The organism is Stenomitos rutilans (assembly GCF_059505485.1).
Genome location: NZ_JCACKR010000065.1, coordinates 71,652 through 85,113, shown reverse-complemented (window position 1 = coordinate 85,113; position 13,462 = coordinate 71,652). Strand labels below are relative to the sequence as shown.

General features: G+C 53.5%; 13 protein-coding genes. 5 read left to right on the top strand and 8 right to left on the bottom strand.

Annotated elements, in window-relative coordinates:
* Positions 1-158: 158 nt before the first annotated feature.
* The gene (locus tag AC5JLP_RS12535) at positions 159-398 is read right to left on the bottom strand and encodes a hypothetical protein (protein WP_496068248.1); all 240 of its coding nucleotides are present in this window, start codon (positions 396-398) and stop codon (positions 159-161) included.
* A gap of 96 nt (positions 399-494) precedes the next feature.
* On the opposite strand from AC5JLP_RS12535, the gene AC5JLP_RS12530 reads away from it, so the two are divergent.
* A complete protein-coding gene (locus AC5JLP_RS12530; RefSeq protein ID WP_496068247.1) occupies positions 495-707 on the top strand; it encodes a hypothetical protein in 213 nt (70 codons plus the stop codon).
* A gap of 112 nt (positions 708-819) precedes the next feature.
* Here AC5JLP_RS12530 and ald read toward each other — a convergent pair whose 3' ends face one another.
* Both ald and AC5JLP_RS12520 read right to left on the bottom strand, forming a co-directional pair.
* Positions 820-1,908, bottom strand: coding sequence for an alanine dehydrogenase (ald, locus tag AC5JLP_RS12525; RefSeq protein ID WP_496068246.1), 1,089 nt, complete (start codon positions 1,906-1,908; stop codon positions 820-822).
* Between the two features lie 499 nt (positions 1,909-2,407).
* On the bottom strand, positions 2,408-2,572 hold the full coding sequence (locus AC5JLP_RS12520; protein WP_496068245.1) for a hypothetical protein: 165 nt from the start codon (positions 2,570-2,572) through the stop codon (positions 2,408-2,410).
* A 155-nt stretch (positions 2,573-2,727) separates the two neighbouring features.
* Here AC5JLP_RS12520 and AC5JLP_RS12515 point away from each other — a divergent pair, with 155 nt between their 5' ends.
* Complete coding sequence (locus AC5JLP_RS12515) at positions 2,728-3,051, top strand: hypothetical protein (protein ID WP_496068244.1); 324 nt, start codon at positions 2,728-2,730, stop codon at positions 3,049-3,051.
* 176 nt (positions 3,052-3,227) lie between these two features.
* Here the strand turns inward: AC5JLP_RS12515 and thiS are convergent, their stop codons facing one another.
* Positions 3,228-3,440 (bottom strand): sulfur carrier protein ThiS, encoded by a 213-nt coding sequence (gene thiS / locus AC5JLP_RS12510; protein ID WP_496068243.1) that lies wholly within the window; start codon positions 3,438-3,440, stop codon positions 3,228-3,230.
* 238 nt (positions 3,441-3,678) lie between these two features.
* Here thiS and AC5JLP_RS12505 point away from each other — a divergent pair, with 238 nt between their 5' ends.
* Complete coding sequence (locus AC5JLP_RS12505) at positions 3,679-4,941, top strand: GNAT family N-acetyltransferase (protein ID WP_496068242.1); 1,263 nt, start codon at positions 3,679-3,681, stop codon at positions 4,939-4,941.
* A gap of 644 nt (positions 4,942-5,585) precedes the next feature.
* Here the strand turns inward: AC5JLP_RS12505 and fabD are convergent.
* The 3 genes from fabD to plsX form a co-directional block, all read right to left on the bottom strand.
* On the bottom strand, positions 5,586-6,470 hold the full coding sequence (fabD, locus tag AC5JLP_RS12500; protein ID WP_496068241.1) for an ACP S-malonyltransferase: 885 nt from the start codon (positions 6,468-6,470) through the stop codon (positions 5,586-5,588).
* An 83-nt stretch (positions 6,471-6,553) separates the two neighbouring features.
* Positions 6,554-7,558 (bottom strand): beta-ketoacyl-ACP synthase III, encoded by a 1,005-nt coding sequence (locus AC5JLP_RS12495; RefSeq protein WP_496068240.1) that lies wholly within the window; start codon positions 7,556-7,558, stop codon positions 6,554-6,556.
* A 58-nt stretch (positions 7,559-7,616) separates the two neighbouring features.
* Positions 7,617-8,663: a phosphate acyltransferase PlsX gene (plsX, locus tag AC5JLP_RS12490; protein ID WP_496068239.1), complete on the bottom strand. Its 1,047-nt coding sequence runs from the start codon at positions 8,661-8,663 to the stop codon at positions 7,617-7,619.
* A gap of 825 nt (positions 8,664-9,488) precedes the next feature.
* Here plsX and AC5JLP_RS12485 point away from each other — a divergent pair.
* Entirely contained in the window at positions 9,489-11,171 is a 1,683-nt protein-coding gene (locus AC5JLP_RS12485) for a phospholipase D-like domain-containing protein (RefSeq protein ID WP_496068238.1), read from the top strand.
* A gap of 359 nt (positions 11,172-11,530) precedes the next feature.
* On the opposite strand, the gene AC5JLP_RS12480 is transcribed toward AC5JLP_RS12485, so the two are convergent.
* Positions 11,531-11,761 (bottom strand): hypothetical protein, encoded by a 231-nt coding sequence (locus tag AC5JLP_RS12480; protein ID WP_496068237.1) that lies wholly within the window; start codon positions 11,759-11,761, stop codon positions 11,531-11,533.
* 361 nt (positions 11,762-12,122) lie between these two features.
* Here AC5JLP_RS12480 and AC5JLP_RS12475 point away from each other — a divergent pair, with 361 nt between their 5' ends.
* The gene (locus tag AC5JLP_RS12475) at positions 12,123-13,325 is read left to right on the top strand and encodes an NAD(P)/FAD-dependent oxidoreductase (protein WP_496068236.1); all 1,203 of its coding nucleotides are present in this window, start codon (positions 12,123-12,125) and stop codon (positions 13,323-13,325) included.
* Positions 13,326-13,462 lie beyond the last annotated feature (137 nt).

Genomic DNA, 13,462 nt, shown 5'->3' with positions numbered 1-13,462 from the left:
CCCTGGACTTGGCATGACCTTTTAACCTATCCCACCCTTGTCTGATGCACAACCGACAAGAGGCCGGTTAGCTAAATGTTACAGACGTTAATCAAATTCTATCGTTAGCAGCAAAGGTGCCTTCACCACAACTGTGAATTGACGCGTTCGACAGCTGCTTAACGATCGCCCAGTGAAGCCCGCAAAGCCGCAAGGCGATCGTTGAACTCGGTTTCGGAAAGACGCTGCACGTTTTGCCCTGGCTCAAAACAGTAGGCGAGATACTGCATATCGCGCTCTAGCTTTCCTGTCGTCGGGTTTGCAACTAACACATCCATCCCGCCATTAGCTGTAGCGACGACTTTCACGGGACGATCGTCGATTGTAAAGTACCAGGGAAACCCAGAATCTTGAGCCATACCATTCTCTAAGAAACGCGAATTGGTGCATTGCTAACTTTTAGCTTAGATTAGGTGAAAGCCATCGTTGAAGTTGGGTACTCTGTGGCAATGAAAATGTCTAGCGTCAAAAAAAAGCTGGTGCTTGTCGCGGTTGGAGTGAGCGTACTGGCGGCTGGAACCGCCGTTGGCTACTGGTGGCACAGCCAGCACGAATGGTGCGTACAATTCACGTCTAGCGGTGGGCAAGAAGTCACGTACAGTCGGGGTTGCATGAATCGCCAGCGCTACAAAAAGTGGACATTAACAGCGCTACGGACTGAAAGTTGAGCCAACACGACTGACACAAAGATTTAGTAAAAACTAAAGCCTCAAAGCTTGACTGGTGGTAAAAATCGGATCAATAGCTGTTTGCTGATAGCTGACCGCTCACGGCAAACCACTAGCCCACCAAATCTGGAAAAACCTCTTGGACAGCAGGATGGATAAGATGATGGTGTTGGACATTCAACCCGTGAGCCAGAGCCGGATTGCGATCGAGTGCCTCCAATCCATAGTTCGCCAACTGTATGATATAGGGCAACGTAGAATTGTTGAGTGCCTGCGTCGATGTCCAGGGAACGGCCCCCGGCATGTTTGGCACTCCATAATGCACAACACCTGCTTCAACATAGGTTGGGTGCGAATGAGAGGTCGGGCGCACCGTTTCAATGCAGCCGCCCTGGTCTACCGCCACATCGACAATGACTGAGCCGGGACGCATTTGCTGCACCATTGTCCGCGAGACCAATACAGGTGCTTTTCGTGCCAGCACCAGCACAGCACCAACGAGTAAATCGGCTTCAGGCACCACCGTTTCAATCTGGCTAACGTTGCTGTACAGTAATTCCACTCTGGAGCCAAACAACGTTTCGAGGTAAGACAAGCGATCGACATTGACATCCAAAATTTGCACCTGGGCACCCATGCCCACGGCGATTCGGGCTGCTTCTGTACCGACAACGCCACCACCGAGAATGACCACGTTACCGGGTTTTACACCTGGAACCCCACCGAGAAGGACACCCCGGCCACCCTGCTGCCGCTCCAGGTACCGCGCCCCAAACTGCACAGATAATCGTCCAGCAATGATGCTCATCGGAGCCAGGAGTGGCAAGCGCTGACCTGGAAGCTCTACCGTTTCATAGGCGATCGCCGTCGTGCCAGCGTCTAACAAAGCTTGGGTTAGCGCGCGATCGGCGGCCAGATGGAGATAGGTAAAGAGCATTTGCTCTTTTTGAAGATACGCGTACTCAGCGGGAAGGGGTTCCTTAACCTTAACCACCAGAGCATGATTCCAGGCATCTGCGGCCTCTGGCACCAGCGTTGCACCAGCCTGGGTGTACTCATCGTCTGTAAAGCCAGAGCCATTGCCTGCCTCTGTTTCAACGAAGACGGTATGCCCCTGCACTGTCAGGCTTCGCACACTATGCGGACTCAGCCCCACCCGGTATTCCTGATCTTTCGTCTCTTTGGGAACGCCAATATCCATCGCAACCTCACAAATTGCCTCTATTCCTAGCTTACGCTGGCAGCAGTGAAACTGTGGGGTTGCGGTCATAGCTATAAGCCGTCAGCCATTGGTAGAAAGTGAAGGAATGCAGGTGAAAGTCAAGCCAGCCACTTGCATAGTATGTCCCACTCAGCGAGCCTCCAAGACCATATGCGACGACGTCAGCCACCAGCGTTACGCAACGCCGTTGTCAGCCAACCACGCCAGGCCTTGCGGCGTCCAGCCGTGTCTGCCCCCGCTGTCTCTTCTCGGCCGTGGGGATGGCGAGAGCAGCGCTGGAGCTGACCGTTAAGGGGAGCAGCCGTGCGGCGCTGGCGCGGGCGACAGGTGCCCGCGGTGGGAGCAGTAACGCGGTGCTGAGCCCGCGCAGACCGGTTGTGGTGGCAAGCGGTCAAAGTCTCGCCACAAGCGGTAGCACAACGGTGTTGAGCGTTTCCCGAGTGGTTTGAGCGCGGGGTGCCGACTGGGTTGCCCGTGCTCACGGCGCGCTGGGTGCGCCGAGCGCTGGCTGAGCGTGTGCCAGTGGCATGGCACCCTTGGAGCGGGTCTGGGTTGGCGGCTGCTCCCCACTCCAAGCCAAGGCACGTGGATGCAGCCGCACGGGTGGAGCCGCAGTGCGGTGCACCGTGACCAACTGATGCACCGCGGCCAAGGCGACAAGGACCCTCCCAGCTTGCGCCGGTGCGGGGTCGCAGTCCAGGTTGGGCTCCGCTGGGCACACCGACCGCACCGCGGTCACGGACCCCACGGACGGCCCCCCTTGGGCGTGGCTGACCTTGACTGCCCTCGCTGGCGCGTGTGGCAGGTTGCCGCCCGCCGCCAGCGAGGGCGCGGTCTCACGGACTGGTGGACTGGCTCCAGCAACCGCAGCCAGCGGCATCGCTGGGCCGCCTGGCGCTTCGACGCCGTCTGGCGATGGAAGCCGCTGCACTCGCTGTCCCCTTGGAGCGCCGCGCCTTGGCAAGGCGTTTGCCAGGGGTCTCTCACTGCGCTCTTGCCCTTGCTAAGCGCACGACCCCCGACCCCCTGCCCGACCACCGGCAAAGCGCGACCTTGCTGGCCTCAAGACGGTACGCCACAACCCTCCCAAGCTCGACTGCTCGCCGTGCCCGTCCGTCTTGACAGGAACAGGTTTGTCTTAACTTGTGAGGAATGGCCGTCAGCTATCAGCCATTAGCGGTCATCTTTCAATGCGCCACTGTCCAGTTTGCTTCTAACAACCAACAACTTTTCTTGAATGCCCAACGGGCTATACAACCAACAACTTCTTTAGCCCTTTACCTTCTGCCCTCTGCCTTCTACCCGCCGCCTACGATCGTGACAATTTCCAATCGATCGTCGGGCTGCATTTCGGTTTGCTCCCAAAACTGACGGTGCAAAATTTCGCCGTTGTATTCCACCGCAACCAGGCGCGGATTTAAGCCGAGTTGTTCTAAGAAACCGGGGAGAGAGGTTTGGGAGTCGCAAGTACGCAGCTCACCGTTTACCTGAAGCGTAATCTGAGAAGGCATAAGAGTAGATGGAACAGTTGCTAACGGTGTGATGTTGCCATTACACCGACCCGTTGAGTGTACTTTGAGTGTATCTTTCTCACGGAGAAGCAACAAAGTTTGTGCGTCAACTGACGTGTCATGCCTGCTGCCTGATCGCCTCTCCCCTTTGCAGCGCCATGATAACCCCGTTCTGCCGCAACTGTTGTAACCCTTCCACTCCACACCCTACACCCCGAACCCTAACCCCCACCCCTCCATGCCCCCTTTACCAGAAATCACCCTGCGTCCGGCTGAGGACGGCGACTTGCCGCAGATTGTCCATCTCGATCGCCTTGCGTTTGCGCCCCTTAGTACCAATGCTGAGATTGAGCGTGAATGGTACGCACAGGGATTGGATCTACCCAATCGATCGCTCTTTGTTGCCGTTCAAAATGCGACGGGGCTTACGGTCAGCAGCTACGCTCAGCTTCGGTTGAACCTTTGCTTTGAAGGACAGATCTTTCCAACGATAGGGCTTTCAGCTGTAGCCGTTGCGCCTCATGCTCGTGGGCAAAAGCTAGCGCGGCTGATGGTCGAGCACGCGCTGAAGGACGGACAGGCACAGCAGCTTCCGTTGATGATGCTGTATCCCTTTCAGCATGGCTTCTATCGCAAGCTGGGTTGGGCCTGGGTCGGACGATCGCACCAATATCGCATTGCGACACGCCACTTGCCCCGGTATGTCGAGCGATCGCACATCGTGCCCTACGACCCTTTTCAGCATGAGCCGATGCTGCAAGCCATCTATCAGCGAGAAGCGCTAAAGCATAACGGTTGGGTGCGGCGGTGGGATTGGCAGTGGCAGTCTCGTGTGAAGCCTGTCACGGGGCGCGAAGTGTACTGTTACACGGAAGCAGGAGAAGCGCGAGGCTATGTAGTGGTGCAGTTTGCCCGATTGGAGCCACCGCAGAATAGCCTTGCTGCGATCGTGCAGGAATGGGTTGCGCCTACACCTGCCGTCTACCGAGGCATTCTGGGCTTTCTCGCTTCACTACGCGATCAGGTGGCGACGATCGTCTGGAATACCTATACCGACGATCCGTTTCCTCATCTATTGCAAGAACAACGCCGTGATCCAACCCTGGCTGCCATCCCGTCCGAATTCGGCTGGACGCATCATCTGGGTGCTATTAACGCAGGCTTTATGTGGCGCTTAGTGGACGTAGAAGCCGCGTTTCGCCTCCGCTCGATCCCCGCACAGCCACCTTTTACGCTCACCTTTCAGATCACCGATCCGGTGTTGGGCGATCATATTATCACCAGCGACTTTGCGGATGGCAAAATGCATCCTACCGTTCAGCCTGCAACAACCGTGATTAAAGCGTCGATCGAGCATGTGACCACACTGTTTGCTGGCTTTCGTCGGTCGCGCGACTTGCTGTGGACAGGCGAACTTGAAGTGGAAGGCGATCGGAGTTTGCTAGACAGCCTCGATCACGCCTGGGCAAGCACACCTCCCTTCTGCTGGGATTTCTTCTGAGGAAGTCTGTGGGCGATCGCGTGCGCTTCAAAAACTGAGTTTCTCCACAAAAGAAGCTCAATCATCTGGCTAAAAAGCTCGACGTTCCAAGTAAAAAACGGCAGCGATTGAGTAAAAAGCTCGGTTAGGGACTTGCTGAAAAATAACATCCCACGGCTCATCTACCCATCTACCCATACACTCATCCACTTCCTTTAACCTGGGATTTTGTTTGTTATCAGTTCCCTTATTAGAGCCATGAGGTCAACCTTTTAGGCTTTAAGGCAAAATCACGGTGCAAACCATACGCCAGTCCGGCTTGGAGTCTCTAGGCTAGAGGTATAAGTGGAAACACTGAACAGCGAAACGCGGCTTGACGATCGCCTCACCGCACTTGTTCTTTAATGTTTCTGCCCCCACCATCTGCAAAGCATTTATGACTCCCGCTAATGCTGCCTATTGAGCGATTTATTGTCCGTTGAAAAGAAAAATTAGGTTACATCGATTTCTACAAAGCCGACATTTCTTGATTGAGGCGAAGCAGGGTCGTGATCAAGCATACAGTTCCACCCTCAAAAGTGGCTGTCGCCTTGAACTTCAGAATTTGGTCAAACTGAGCTTCATCTCTAGCGAAGCCATGCCGAAGGCTTTACCACTAAAAACCTTTATGGCTGCGGTAATTCTGCTACATTGCTGACATTCTCCAATACTAGACTTGGGCTAGTGCGTTTAATTACGCCTGTCAGCACTTTACCAGGGCCAATTTCTACCACACGACTCACGCCCTCTTCAGGTAAGCGCAACGAAATCTCACGCCAGCGTACCCGGCCTGTCATCTGCTGACTGAGACGGGACTTGAGCACGTTTGCGTCCATGCTTGGAGCCGGATCAACATTTGAGAGCACCGGAATCTGTGCAGTGTTGAAGGCGATTTCAGAAAGCGTTGTTTGGAAGTCTGCGGCAGCAGGAGCCATCAACGGTGAGTGAAACGCACCGCTCACGTTGAGCTTCATCGCTCGTTTTGCTTTGACCTGACTCAACACGGATTCAACAGCAGCAGGCGTACCCGAAATCACTACTTGTCCAGCGTTATTGTCGTTTGCCAGCACGACATCAGGCGTTTGTTGAAGCTGTTGGTCAAGCTGTTCCTGGTTGAAGCCAAGCAAGGCGGCCATCATGCCATCAGACGCTTGATCCATGAGTTCTGCGCGTTTCTTCACCAGCCGCAGCCCCGCTTCAAACGCAAAAACTCCAGCCACGTAGAGCGCCACGTATTCTCCCAGGCTGTGACCCGCGGCAAAATCAGGTGCTTGCCCGCGCGATCGCACCAAGTCTGCCAGAATGCTTTCAATAACGTACAAACACGGCTGCGTGTAAAGCGTGCGCGACACTTTATCCTCTGGATGCTGGCAGATATCGGGTACCGACCAGCCTAAGATTTGTTCAGCCTGCTCAAATTTAGCACTGGCTTCTGGCAGATCGAACAAATCGCTGCCCATCCCGATCGCTTGTGAGCCTTGTCCTGGAAACACCCATGCAGTCTTGGTCATTGAAGTTGTTGGTTGTTAATTACTAGTTGTTAGAGAGGCGCCAGGAGCCAGCATGAATTCAAAACTCAAAACTCAAAACTTAATTACCGTCCCCATTGAAAAATGGCTGCGCCCCAAGTGAGTCCAGCACCAAAGCCTGACGTGATGATCGTGTCTCCAGCCTTGATTTTGCCCTGGCGGATTTCTTCATCTAGCGCTAAGGGGATTGAGGCAGCAGACGTATTGCCGTACTGGGCGAGGTTGCTGATGATCTTGTCGTGGGGAATGTTAAGGCGATCGCCCACAGCATTTAAAATCCGTTGATTCGCCTGGTGTAGCAGCAGCCAGTCTATATCTTCAACGTTCAGGTTCGCGCGAAAGAGAGCCTTTTCAATGACTTCGGGAACGCGACGGACGGCAAAGCGGTACACCTCCTGCCCATTCATTGTGATAGGGTGGAAGCCCCCCTGTCCGATCGTCACGCCATCCAGGAGTTCCTTTGGCTGTGGCTGGTACGCCAGGTTCAGGCATTGATTTTGCGTGCCATCGCTGCGAAGTTCAAAGCCGAGGAGGCGATCGTGTTCGTTTGCCTGCAGGACAACTGCTCCAGCCCCATCCCCAAATAAAATACACGTCCGGCGATCAGTCCAGTCCACCCACCGCGACAGCACATCAGCCCCAATGAGCAAAATGTTTTGATAAACCCCTGTGCGAATGAACTGAGCGGCTGTCACCAACCCAAACACAAAGCCAGAGCAAGCCGCCGTCAGGTCGAAAGCAACGGCTTTTTGTGCGCCTAACTCGCGCTGAATCTGATTGGCGCTACCAAAGAGGTCATCAGCCGTTGACGTTGCCAGAATGATGAGGTCTAAATCCATCGGCGAAAGATCTGCCATCGCGATCGCGCCCCGAGCAGCCTGAGTGGCGATCGTCGTTACCGTCTCGGTCGGTGTGGCAAGTCGGCGTTGACGAATGCCTGTGCGAGAGGCAATCCACTCATCAGAGGTTTCCACAAGCTGACTGAGCGTCTCGTTGTCAAGGGCTGCTAACGGGGCTGCTGAGCCGCTCCCTGTAAGCGCAATGCCTAAACCTGGTTGCTTTACGTTCATTGTTATCCATCACTTGCAGGATTGATCAGTCTGGCAATTGCCTAGTGCGCTGGCTGGGCTAACCGTCTTGCTGACTACTGACTGCTGATGTCTGGTTGTCCTCTTGATAGCGCGACTGAATCCGGTCTAGCACCCGGTTGTCGATCGCTTCCCGTGCAAGCCGCACGGCATTAAAGATTGTAGGTGCCTGAGAACTTCCGTGGCTAATGATGCATACACCGTCTACGCCCAGTAGTAACCCGCCGCCATGCTCAGCATGATCCATCCGTTGCTTAATGCGTCTTAAATTTGGCTTTAGCACTGAGGTACCTAGTTTGCCGCGAATTCCTTGAGGCAACTCCTCGCGTAAAATCTGTAGCGCTACTTCCCCTACAGCTTCCGCAAACTTAAGCAACACGTTACCCACAAACCCATCGCATACAATCACATCAAAATTGCCCGAAAGCACGTCACGCCCTTCGGCATTGCCCACAAAGGGAATCTGGGGGTTGTCTTGCAGCAATTGATGGGTACGGAGCGCTAATTCGTTACCTTTACTCGGCTCCTCTCCAATGTTGAGCAACCCTACTTTGGGGTCGGCATTGCCAAGCACGTATTGAGAGTAGACCGTGCCCATAAAGGCAAATTGCTCTAAATATTTGGGGCGACAGTCAACGTTTGCGCCCACATCCAAAATGATCACAGGCTTGCCAGCAATCATGGTCGGCAAAACGGCCCCGATCGCAGGACGATCGATCCCTGGCAGGCGACCTAAACGCAATAGCGCCGATGCCATAGCCGCGCCAGAGTGGCCTGCGGAAACCACCGCATCTGCCTGCTTGCGCTTCACTAAGTCCATCGCCACATTAATCGAAGCTTTAGGCTTGCGCCTCAGGGCACTCAACGGCTCTTCGCACATTTCGATCGTGCCTTCAGCCGGAATAATTTCCAGCGGCGAGGCGCTTGAATGCTGCTTTACAGCGGCACTCACCTCCTCCGGATCACCGACCAGCAAAACCTTAACACCCAATTCTTCTTGTGCTCGGAGTGCTCCAGCAACAATCTCAGCCGGAGCATGGTCTCCACCCATTGCATCAATCGCAATCCGTGCCTGCGTCGATCCCATTGGTCAAACTTATATAAACCTTAGCAATTCTACCAGATGGGCACGCCTCTACGAAAACCTCAAAAGCAACTGCAAATTGCCGATTGAACCGCTGCGATCGCGCAATCAAGTGGCTCGATCGCAACTAGCAAAAGCGCCTCTAGCGGCTGCTAGAAAGCGACACGGTATCGAGTAAGAAACCCAAATTAGTTGGCGCGGCTGGAGATTGAGCCAGTGCCAGCAAAATTAACGTCAGCGCGAAAGCGCCAGCCTCAAGCGTCTTAATAAGCTCCGATCGTCTTAATGGCATACGTAATATTGGTTGCTAGAAGTGTGAGGCGAAAGTGATGATAAGGCAAATTTAAAGCGTTTAGGCTTGAATCAAATCAATCTCCGGTTAGAGACCTGCAAAGAGATGGAACCGTGCGAACTGAGACCACACTGTTGGTGGGAGTTCGATCGATGCCTGGACGACAACCAGCCGATCAGGCCAGATTGGGTCAAACTATAGCTGAGAGCACAGTAGAACCTTCACTGACACTGATCGAAGCTAGTGGTAAAGATATACCGATTTTCGCTTCAACGGAGTACACCCGATACCCCACACCCAATAGCCTGACTGCAAGCAGCTATATCTTCACTTGTCCTAAAAGGCTACAGGGCAGCCACGTTAAGGCCGCGAGCCTAAAACAGTGTGGCTTCGGAGTGAGGAATGGGCACTCTTCTATCAAGGAAAATCGTCCTCATCCAGTTCATTCGTTTCCTTAGTCATCAAGCTCGATTCATCGCTGTCTCATGAGTTCAACCGTGCATTCTCGCCGTCTCTACTCCTCGCTGGTTATTCTAATGGCTCTAGGCTTATCTGCCTGTCAACGAGGATACTCTCAACCGCTTCGTCCTGCGCCGCTACGGCAAGATGACTTGATTCAGGTCTACACCAATCATGAACCGGCCTCACGCTATACCGAGCCGTACCGCAAACAGACGCGCGATGGAGATGATTTAGAGCAAATCATTGTGGATACGATCGCCGCTGCCCACTCAACAGTCGATGTCGCTGTACAAGAACTGCGGCTACCCAAAATTGCGGCGGCACTGGCAGAACGACGGGCAGCAGGGGTTAAAGTCCGAGTCATTCTAGAAAATACGTACTCCCGCCCACTCAGCACTTTTACCGCTGACGAGATTGCCAAACAGCCAGAGCGCGATCGCGGACGCTACGAGGAGTTTCGTCAATTAGTCGATCGCAACGGCGATGGTCAACTGAGCCAGGACGAAATCAGTCAAGGGGATGCGTTAGTGATGCTCGATCGTGCGAAAATCCCCCGCATCGACGATACAGCCGATGGCTCTGCTGGTAGCGCCCTCATGCATGACAAGTTTGTGATCGTCGATGAGCGTATGGTCATCGTCACGTCAGCCAATTTCACGACTAGCGATGTGCATGGAGACTTCAAAGCGCCTACCAGCCGGGGCAATGCCAACAACATGCTAAAAATCAGCAGTGCCGAACTGGCAGCCCTCTTTACGCAACAATTCAACGTGATGTGGGGCGATGGGCCGGGTGGTAAACGAGACAGCAAGTTCGGGGTGAAAAAGCCGTTTCATCCAGCCCAAGCGGTCGCGATCGGTGCCACTACGGTAGAAGTGCAATTCTCACCCACTCGCCCGTCGATTCCCTGGGAGCAGAGCAGCAACGGCTTGATTGGCAAAACGCTAAGTACAGCAAAGAAATCGGTTGCCATGGCCTTGTTTGTTTTCTCCGAACAGAAATTAGTGAACCTGCTGGAGACCGTGCATCAACATGGGGCAGACGTGCGAGCCTTAATTGAGCCCGGTTTTGCGTATCGCTCCTATAGCGAAGCACTCGACATGTTGGGGATTGCCCTCGCTGAGGACTGTAAGCAAGAAGCCGCAAATCGCCCCTGGCAAAACCCGATGGCAACGGTCGGGGTGCCTCGCCTTCCGCCCGGAGACCTGTTGCACAACAAATTCGGCATCGTGGATCAAGAAATCGTCATCACAGGCTCTCATAACTGGACAGATGCCGCCAATACAGGCAATGACGAGACGGTGCTGGTTGTGCATAGCGCGATCGTCGCCGCCCACTATCAGCGGGAGTTTGAACGCCTCTACACCAATGCGATTTTAGGTGTTCCTCCAGCGGTTCAAAAGAAAGCCAATGCTCAGCGGCAACAGTGCCAATCGCGGCCATCGGCTTCAGGCGAACCGCATGCGATCGTGACAAAGAGTCGTTATGGCAAAACGCGTGAAAAGCCCCACTCAACGTCAACAGCGTCCGCTTCCGCTTCGAAAAACGCAGTTGCAGTACCACCAAACCAACGAGTAAATCTGAATACAGCCACGCAAGCAGAACTAGACGCGCTACCTGGGGTGAGTACTAAACTCGCAAAACGCATTATGGCCGCTCGCCAAGAACACCCCTTTACATCTCTGAACGATTTAGCACAAATTCCTGGTATGAGTGCTAAGCGGTTGAAGCGGTTAGAGACACAGGTAACCTGGTAACCCGTAGGCAATAAAGATGATTACAGTTGCATGCTGACAAACGATGTTCAGCTGCATCACGGCGGGATGAAGTTGCCCTTGCCAGTGATCGATCTAAACCATTAGCGATGAAGTAAAAGCTCTCAATGAAACTGACGCGTTCTTAAAGCGGTCAGTGGTCAGCCATCAGCGGTCAGCCCATCTAGCCAGTTCAGTTTCATTGCGTCCGGTTATTCATTGCGTCCGGTTGCTGGCCCTAAACAAGTACCCTAAAAAAAGGGTTGGGTCGCCCGAACACGACCGTATTTGAATTGATTGTCATGTTTACACTGATCGCCTGTCGAATCGGTGAAGCAATGGTTTAACCCACAATCCACAATTTAGCCGTAGATCGCTTTGAGTTTTAAAGACAGCGGTAACCCTGCTCTCGATGCGAATGCCATTGCACTCAGTTTGGTGTGGAGGGAAGGCGGTTGCTTGGGCCAGGGTGCTGTCCAACGGGTGCCACCACCAACTCGACGGCCTGGAACACCTTCTCTTTCGGCTTTTGCAGGGCTGGCGAGTGATAGCATCAGAGCTAATAAAGAAACCCCGATCATGAGTTGACGCATAGGTATTGAAATGATAGACGCCCAATATGTCCACAATCGCAAAGCCAGCGCCATCTCACCAGCGTTGAACCACTGAAGTCATTTTTGTTTAAATCAATCAATACGCTTTACAATTGCATGCCATCACGTAAATTTACGGGGTTGCTGATATACATCGTCATCTTACCAAATTGGCTTTCTGCTGAAGTTCAATAGGTATGTACTAGAAAGGCATGATCGCACAGGCTACGCTTGCTGTAAATAGCTGCGACTCGCTGACTGGGGCGCTTTCACAATTCTGTGCCCAAAGGGTTCTTTAAGAGAATGCAATTGTTATCCTGAAAGGGCAACGCCAATCGCAACCGCTGTGCCATCAGAAGCCATGACTCAACAACCTGCTCGTATTTGTATTCTTGGTGGAGGCTTTGGGGGTCTCTACACAGCTCTACGTCTCGGTCAGTTGCCCTGGGTGAAGCAAGAGAAACCAGAAATTATTTTGATCGATCGCCGCGATCGCTTCCTGTTTGCCCCGTTGCTGTATGAACTGATGACGGGTGAACTGCAAACCTGGGAAATTGCCCCACCGTTTGAAGAATTATTGGCTGGTACGGGGGTGCGCTTTCATCAAGGGACTGTGACCAGTGTTGATCTGGCAGCAAAGCAAGTACACCTCCAGGATGGTCATGCGCTCTCGTTCGATCAACTGGTGCTGAGTCTAGGGGGTGAAACGCCGCTTGATCTGGTACCAGGAGCGGCAGAACATGCGCTGCCGTTTCGTTCGATTACTGATGCTTATCGATTGGAAGAACGGTTGCGGGTGCTGGAAGAGGCAGATATGGACAAGATTCGAGTGGCGATCGTGGGCGCTGGCTACTCTGGTGTGGAGCTAGCATGCAAATTGGCTGATCGATTGGGTAAGCGGGGTCGCATTCGCCTGATTGAGCAAGCCGACCAAATTTTGAGAACATCGCCTGATTTCAATCGTGCAGCAGCAACTAAAGCCCTGGAGGCACGCGGTATCTGGATTGATTTAGAAACGGGAGTTGAGGCGATCGCTGCTGATACGATCGCCCTTTCCTACAAAGGCAATGTGGACACTATTCCCGTTGATCTCGTGCTGTGGACGGTTGGAACCCGCGTCACTGAAGTGATTAACGCGTTGCCGCTAAAGAAGAATGCGCGAGGGCAGATTGTCGTAACTCCCACGTTACAGTCCGTTGATTACCCAGATGTCTACTCGCTGGGCGATCTGGTTGATTGTCAAGATGCCGAGGGGCAACAAGTCCCTGCAACGGCTCAGGCCGCCTTCCAGCAATCAGAATACGTGGGTTGGAATCTTTGGGCTTCGCTCACCGATCGACCACTATTACCATTCCGCTACCAACATCTCGGCGAAATGATGGCTCTGGGTGCTGATAATGCCACGTTGACTGGCTTTGGGCTAAAGCTGGATGGCCCGGTTGCTTATGTGGCAAGGCGCTTGGCGTATCTCTACCGGATGCCGACGTTAGAGCACCAAGTGCGTGTTGGTCTGAACTGGATGGCTCAACCGTTGCGTGATGTGATTGGTGCGATCGAGCCGTAGCAAACGGTTTGATTTAGGAATGAGCCTGAGCTTGAGAAGTTCATCACGACTTCGGGAATACTAACTTAAAGAGACAATCGCTCCCTAAGCAATTCGTGAAGCGAACAGATCTCTGCTCTCAGTCCTTCACATTGCTA

What these genes read in the sequence shown, in the direction of transcription:
- plsX (WP_496068239.1), bottom strand. Translation starts at nt 8,663, where the DNA reads ATGGGATCGACGCAGGCACGGATTGCGATTGATGCAATGGGTGGAGAC.
- ald (WP_496068246.1), bottom strand. Translation starts at nt 1,908, where the DNA reads ATGGATATTGGCGTTCCCAAAGAGACGAAAGATCAGGAATACCGGGTG.
- AC5JLP_RS12495 (WP_496068240.1), bottom strand. Translation starts at nt 7,558, where the DNA reads ATGAACGTAAAGCAACCAGGTTTAGGCATTGCGCTTACAGGGAGCGGC.
- AC5JLP_RS12505 (WP_496068242.1), top strand. Translation starts at nt 3,679, where the DNA reads ATGCCCCCTTTACCAGAAATCACCCTGCGTCCGGCTGAGGACGGCGAC.
- fabD (WP_496068241.1), bottom strand. Translation starts at nt 6,470, where the DNA reads ATGACCAAGACTGCATGGGTGTTTCCAGGACAAGGCTCACAAGCGATC.
- thiS (WP_496068243.1), bottom strand. Translation starts at nt 3,440, where the DNA reads ATGCCTTCTCAGATTACGCTTCAGGTAAACGGTGAGCTGCGTACTTGC.
- AC5JLP_RS12475 (WP_496068236.1), top strand. Translation starts at nt 12,123, where the DNA reads ATGACTCAACAACCTGCTCGTATTTGTATTCTTGGTGGAGGCTTTGGG.
- AC5JLP_RS12485 (WP_496068238.1), top strand. Translation starts at nt 9,489, where the DNA reads ATGGCTCTAGGCTTATCTGCCTGTCAACGAGGATACTCTCAACCGCTT.
- AC5JLP_RS12530 (WP_496068247.1), top strand. Translation starts at nt 495, where the DNA reads ATGTCTAGCGTCAAAAAAAAGCTGGTGCTTGTCGCGGTTGGAGTGAGC.
- AC5JLP_RS12480 (WP_496068237.1), bottom strand. Translation starts at nt 11,761, where the DNA reads ATGCGTCAACTCATGATCGGGGTTTCTTTATTAGCTCTGATGCTATCA.
- AC5JLP_RS12535 (WP_496068248.1), bottom strand. Translation starts at nt 398, where the DNA reads ATGGCTCAAGATTCTGGGTTTCCCTGGTACTTTACAATCGACGATCGT.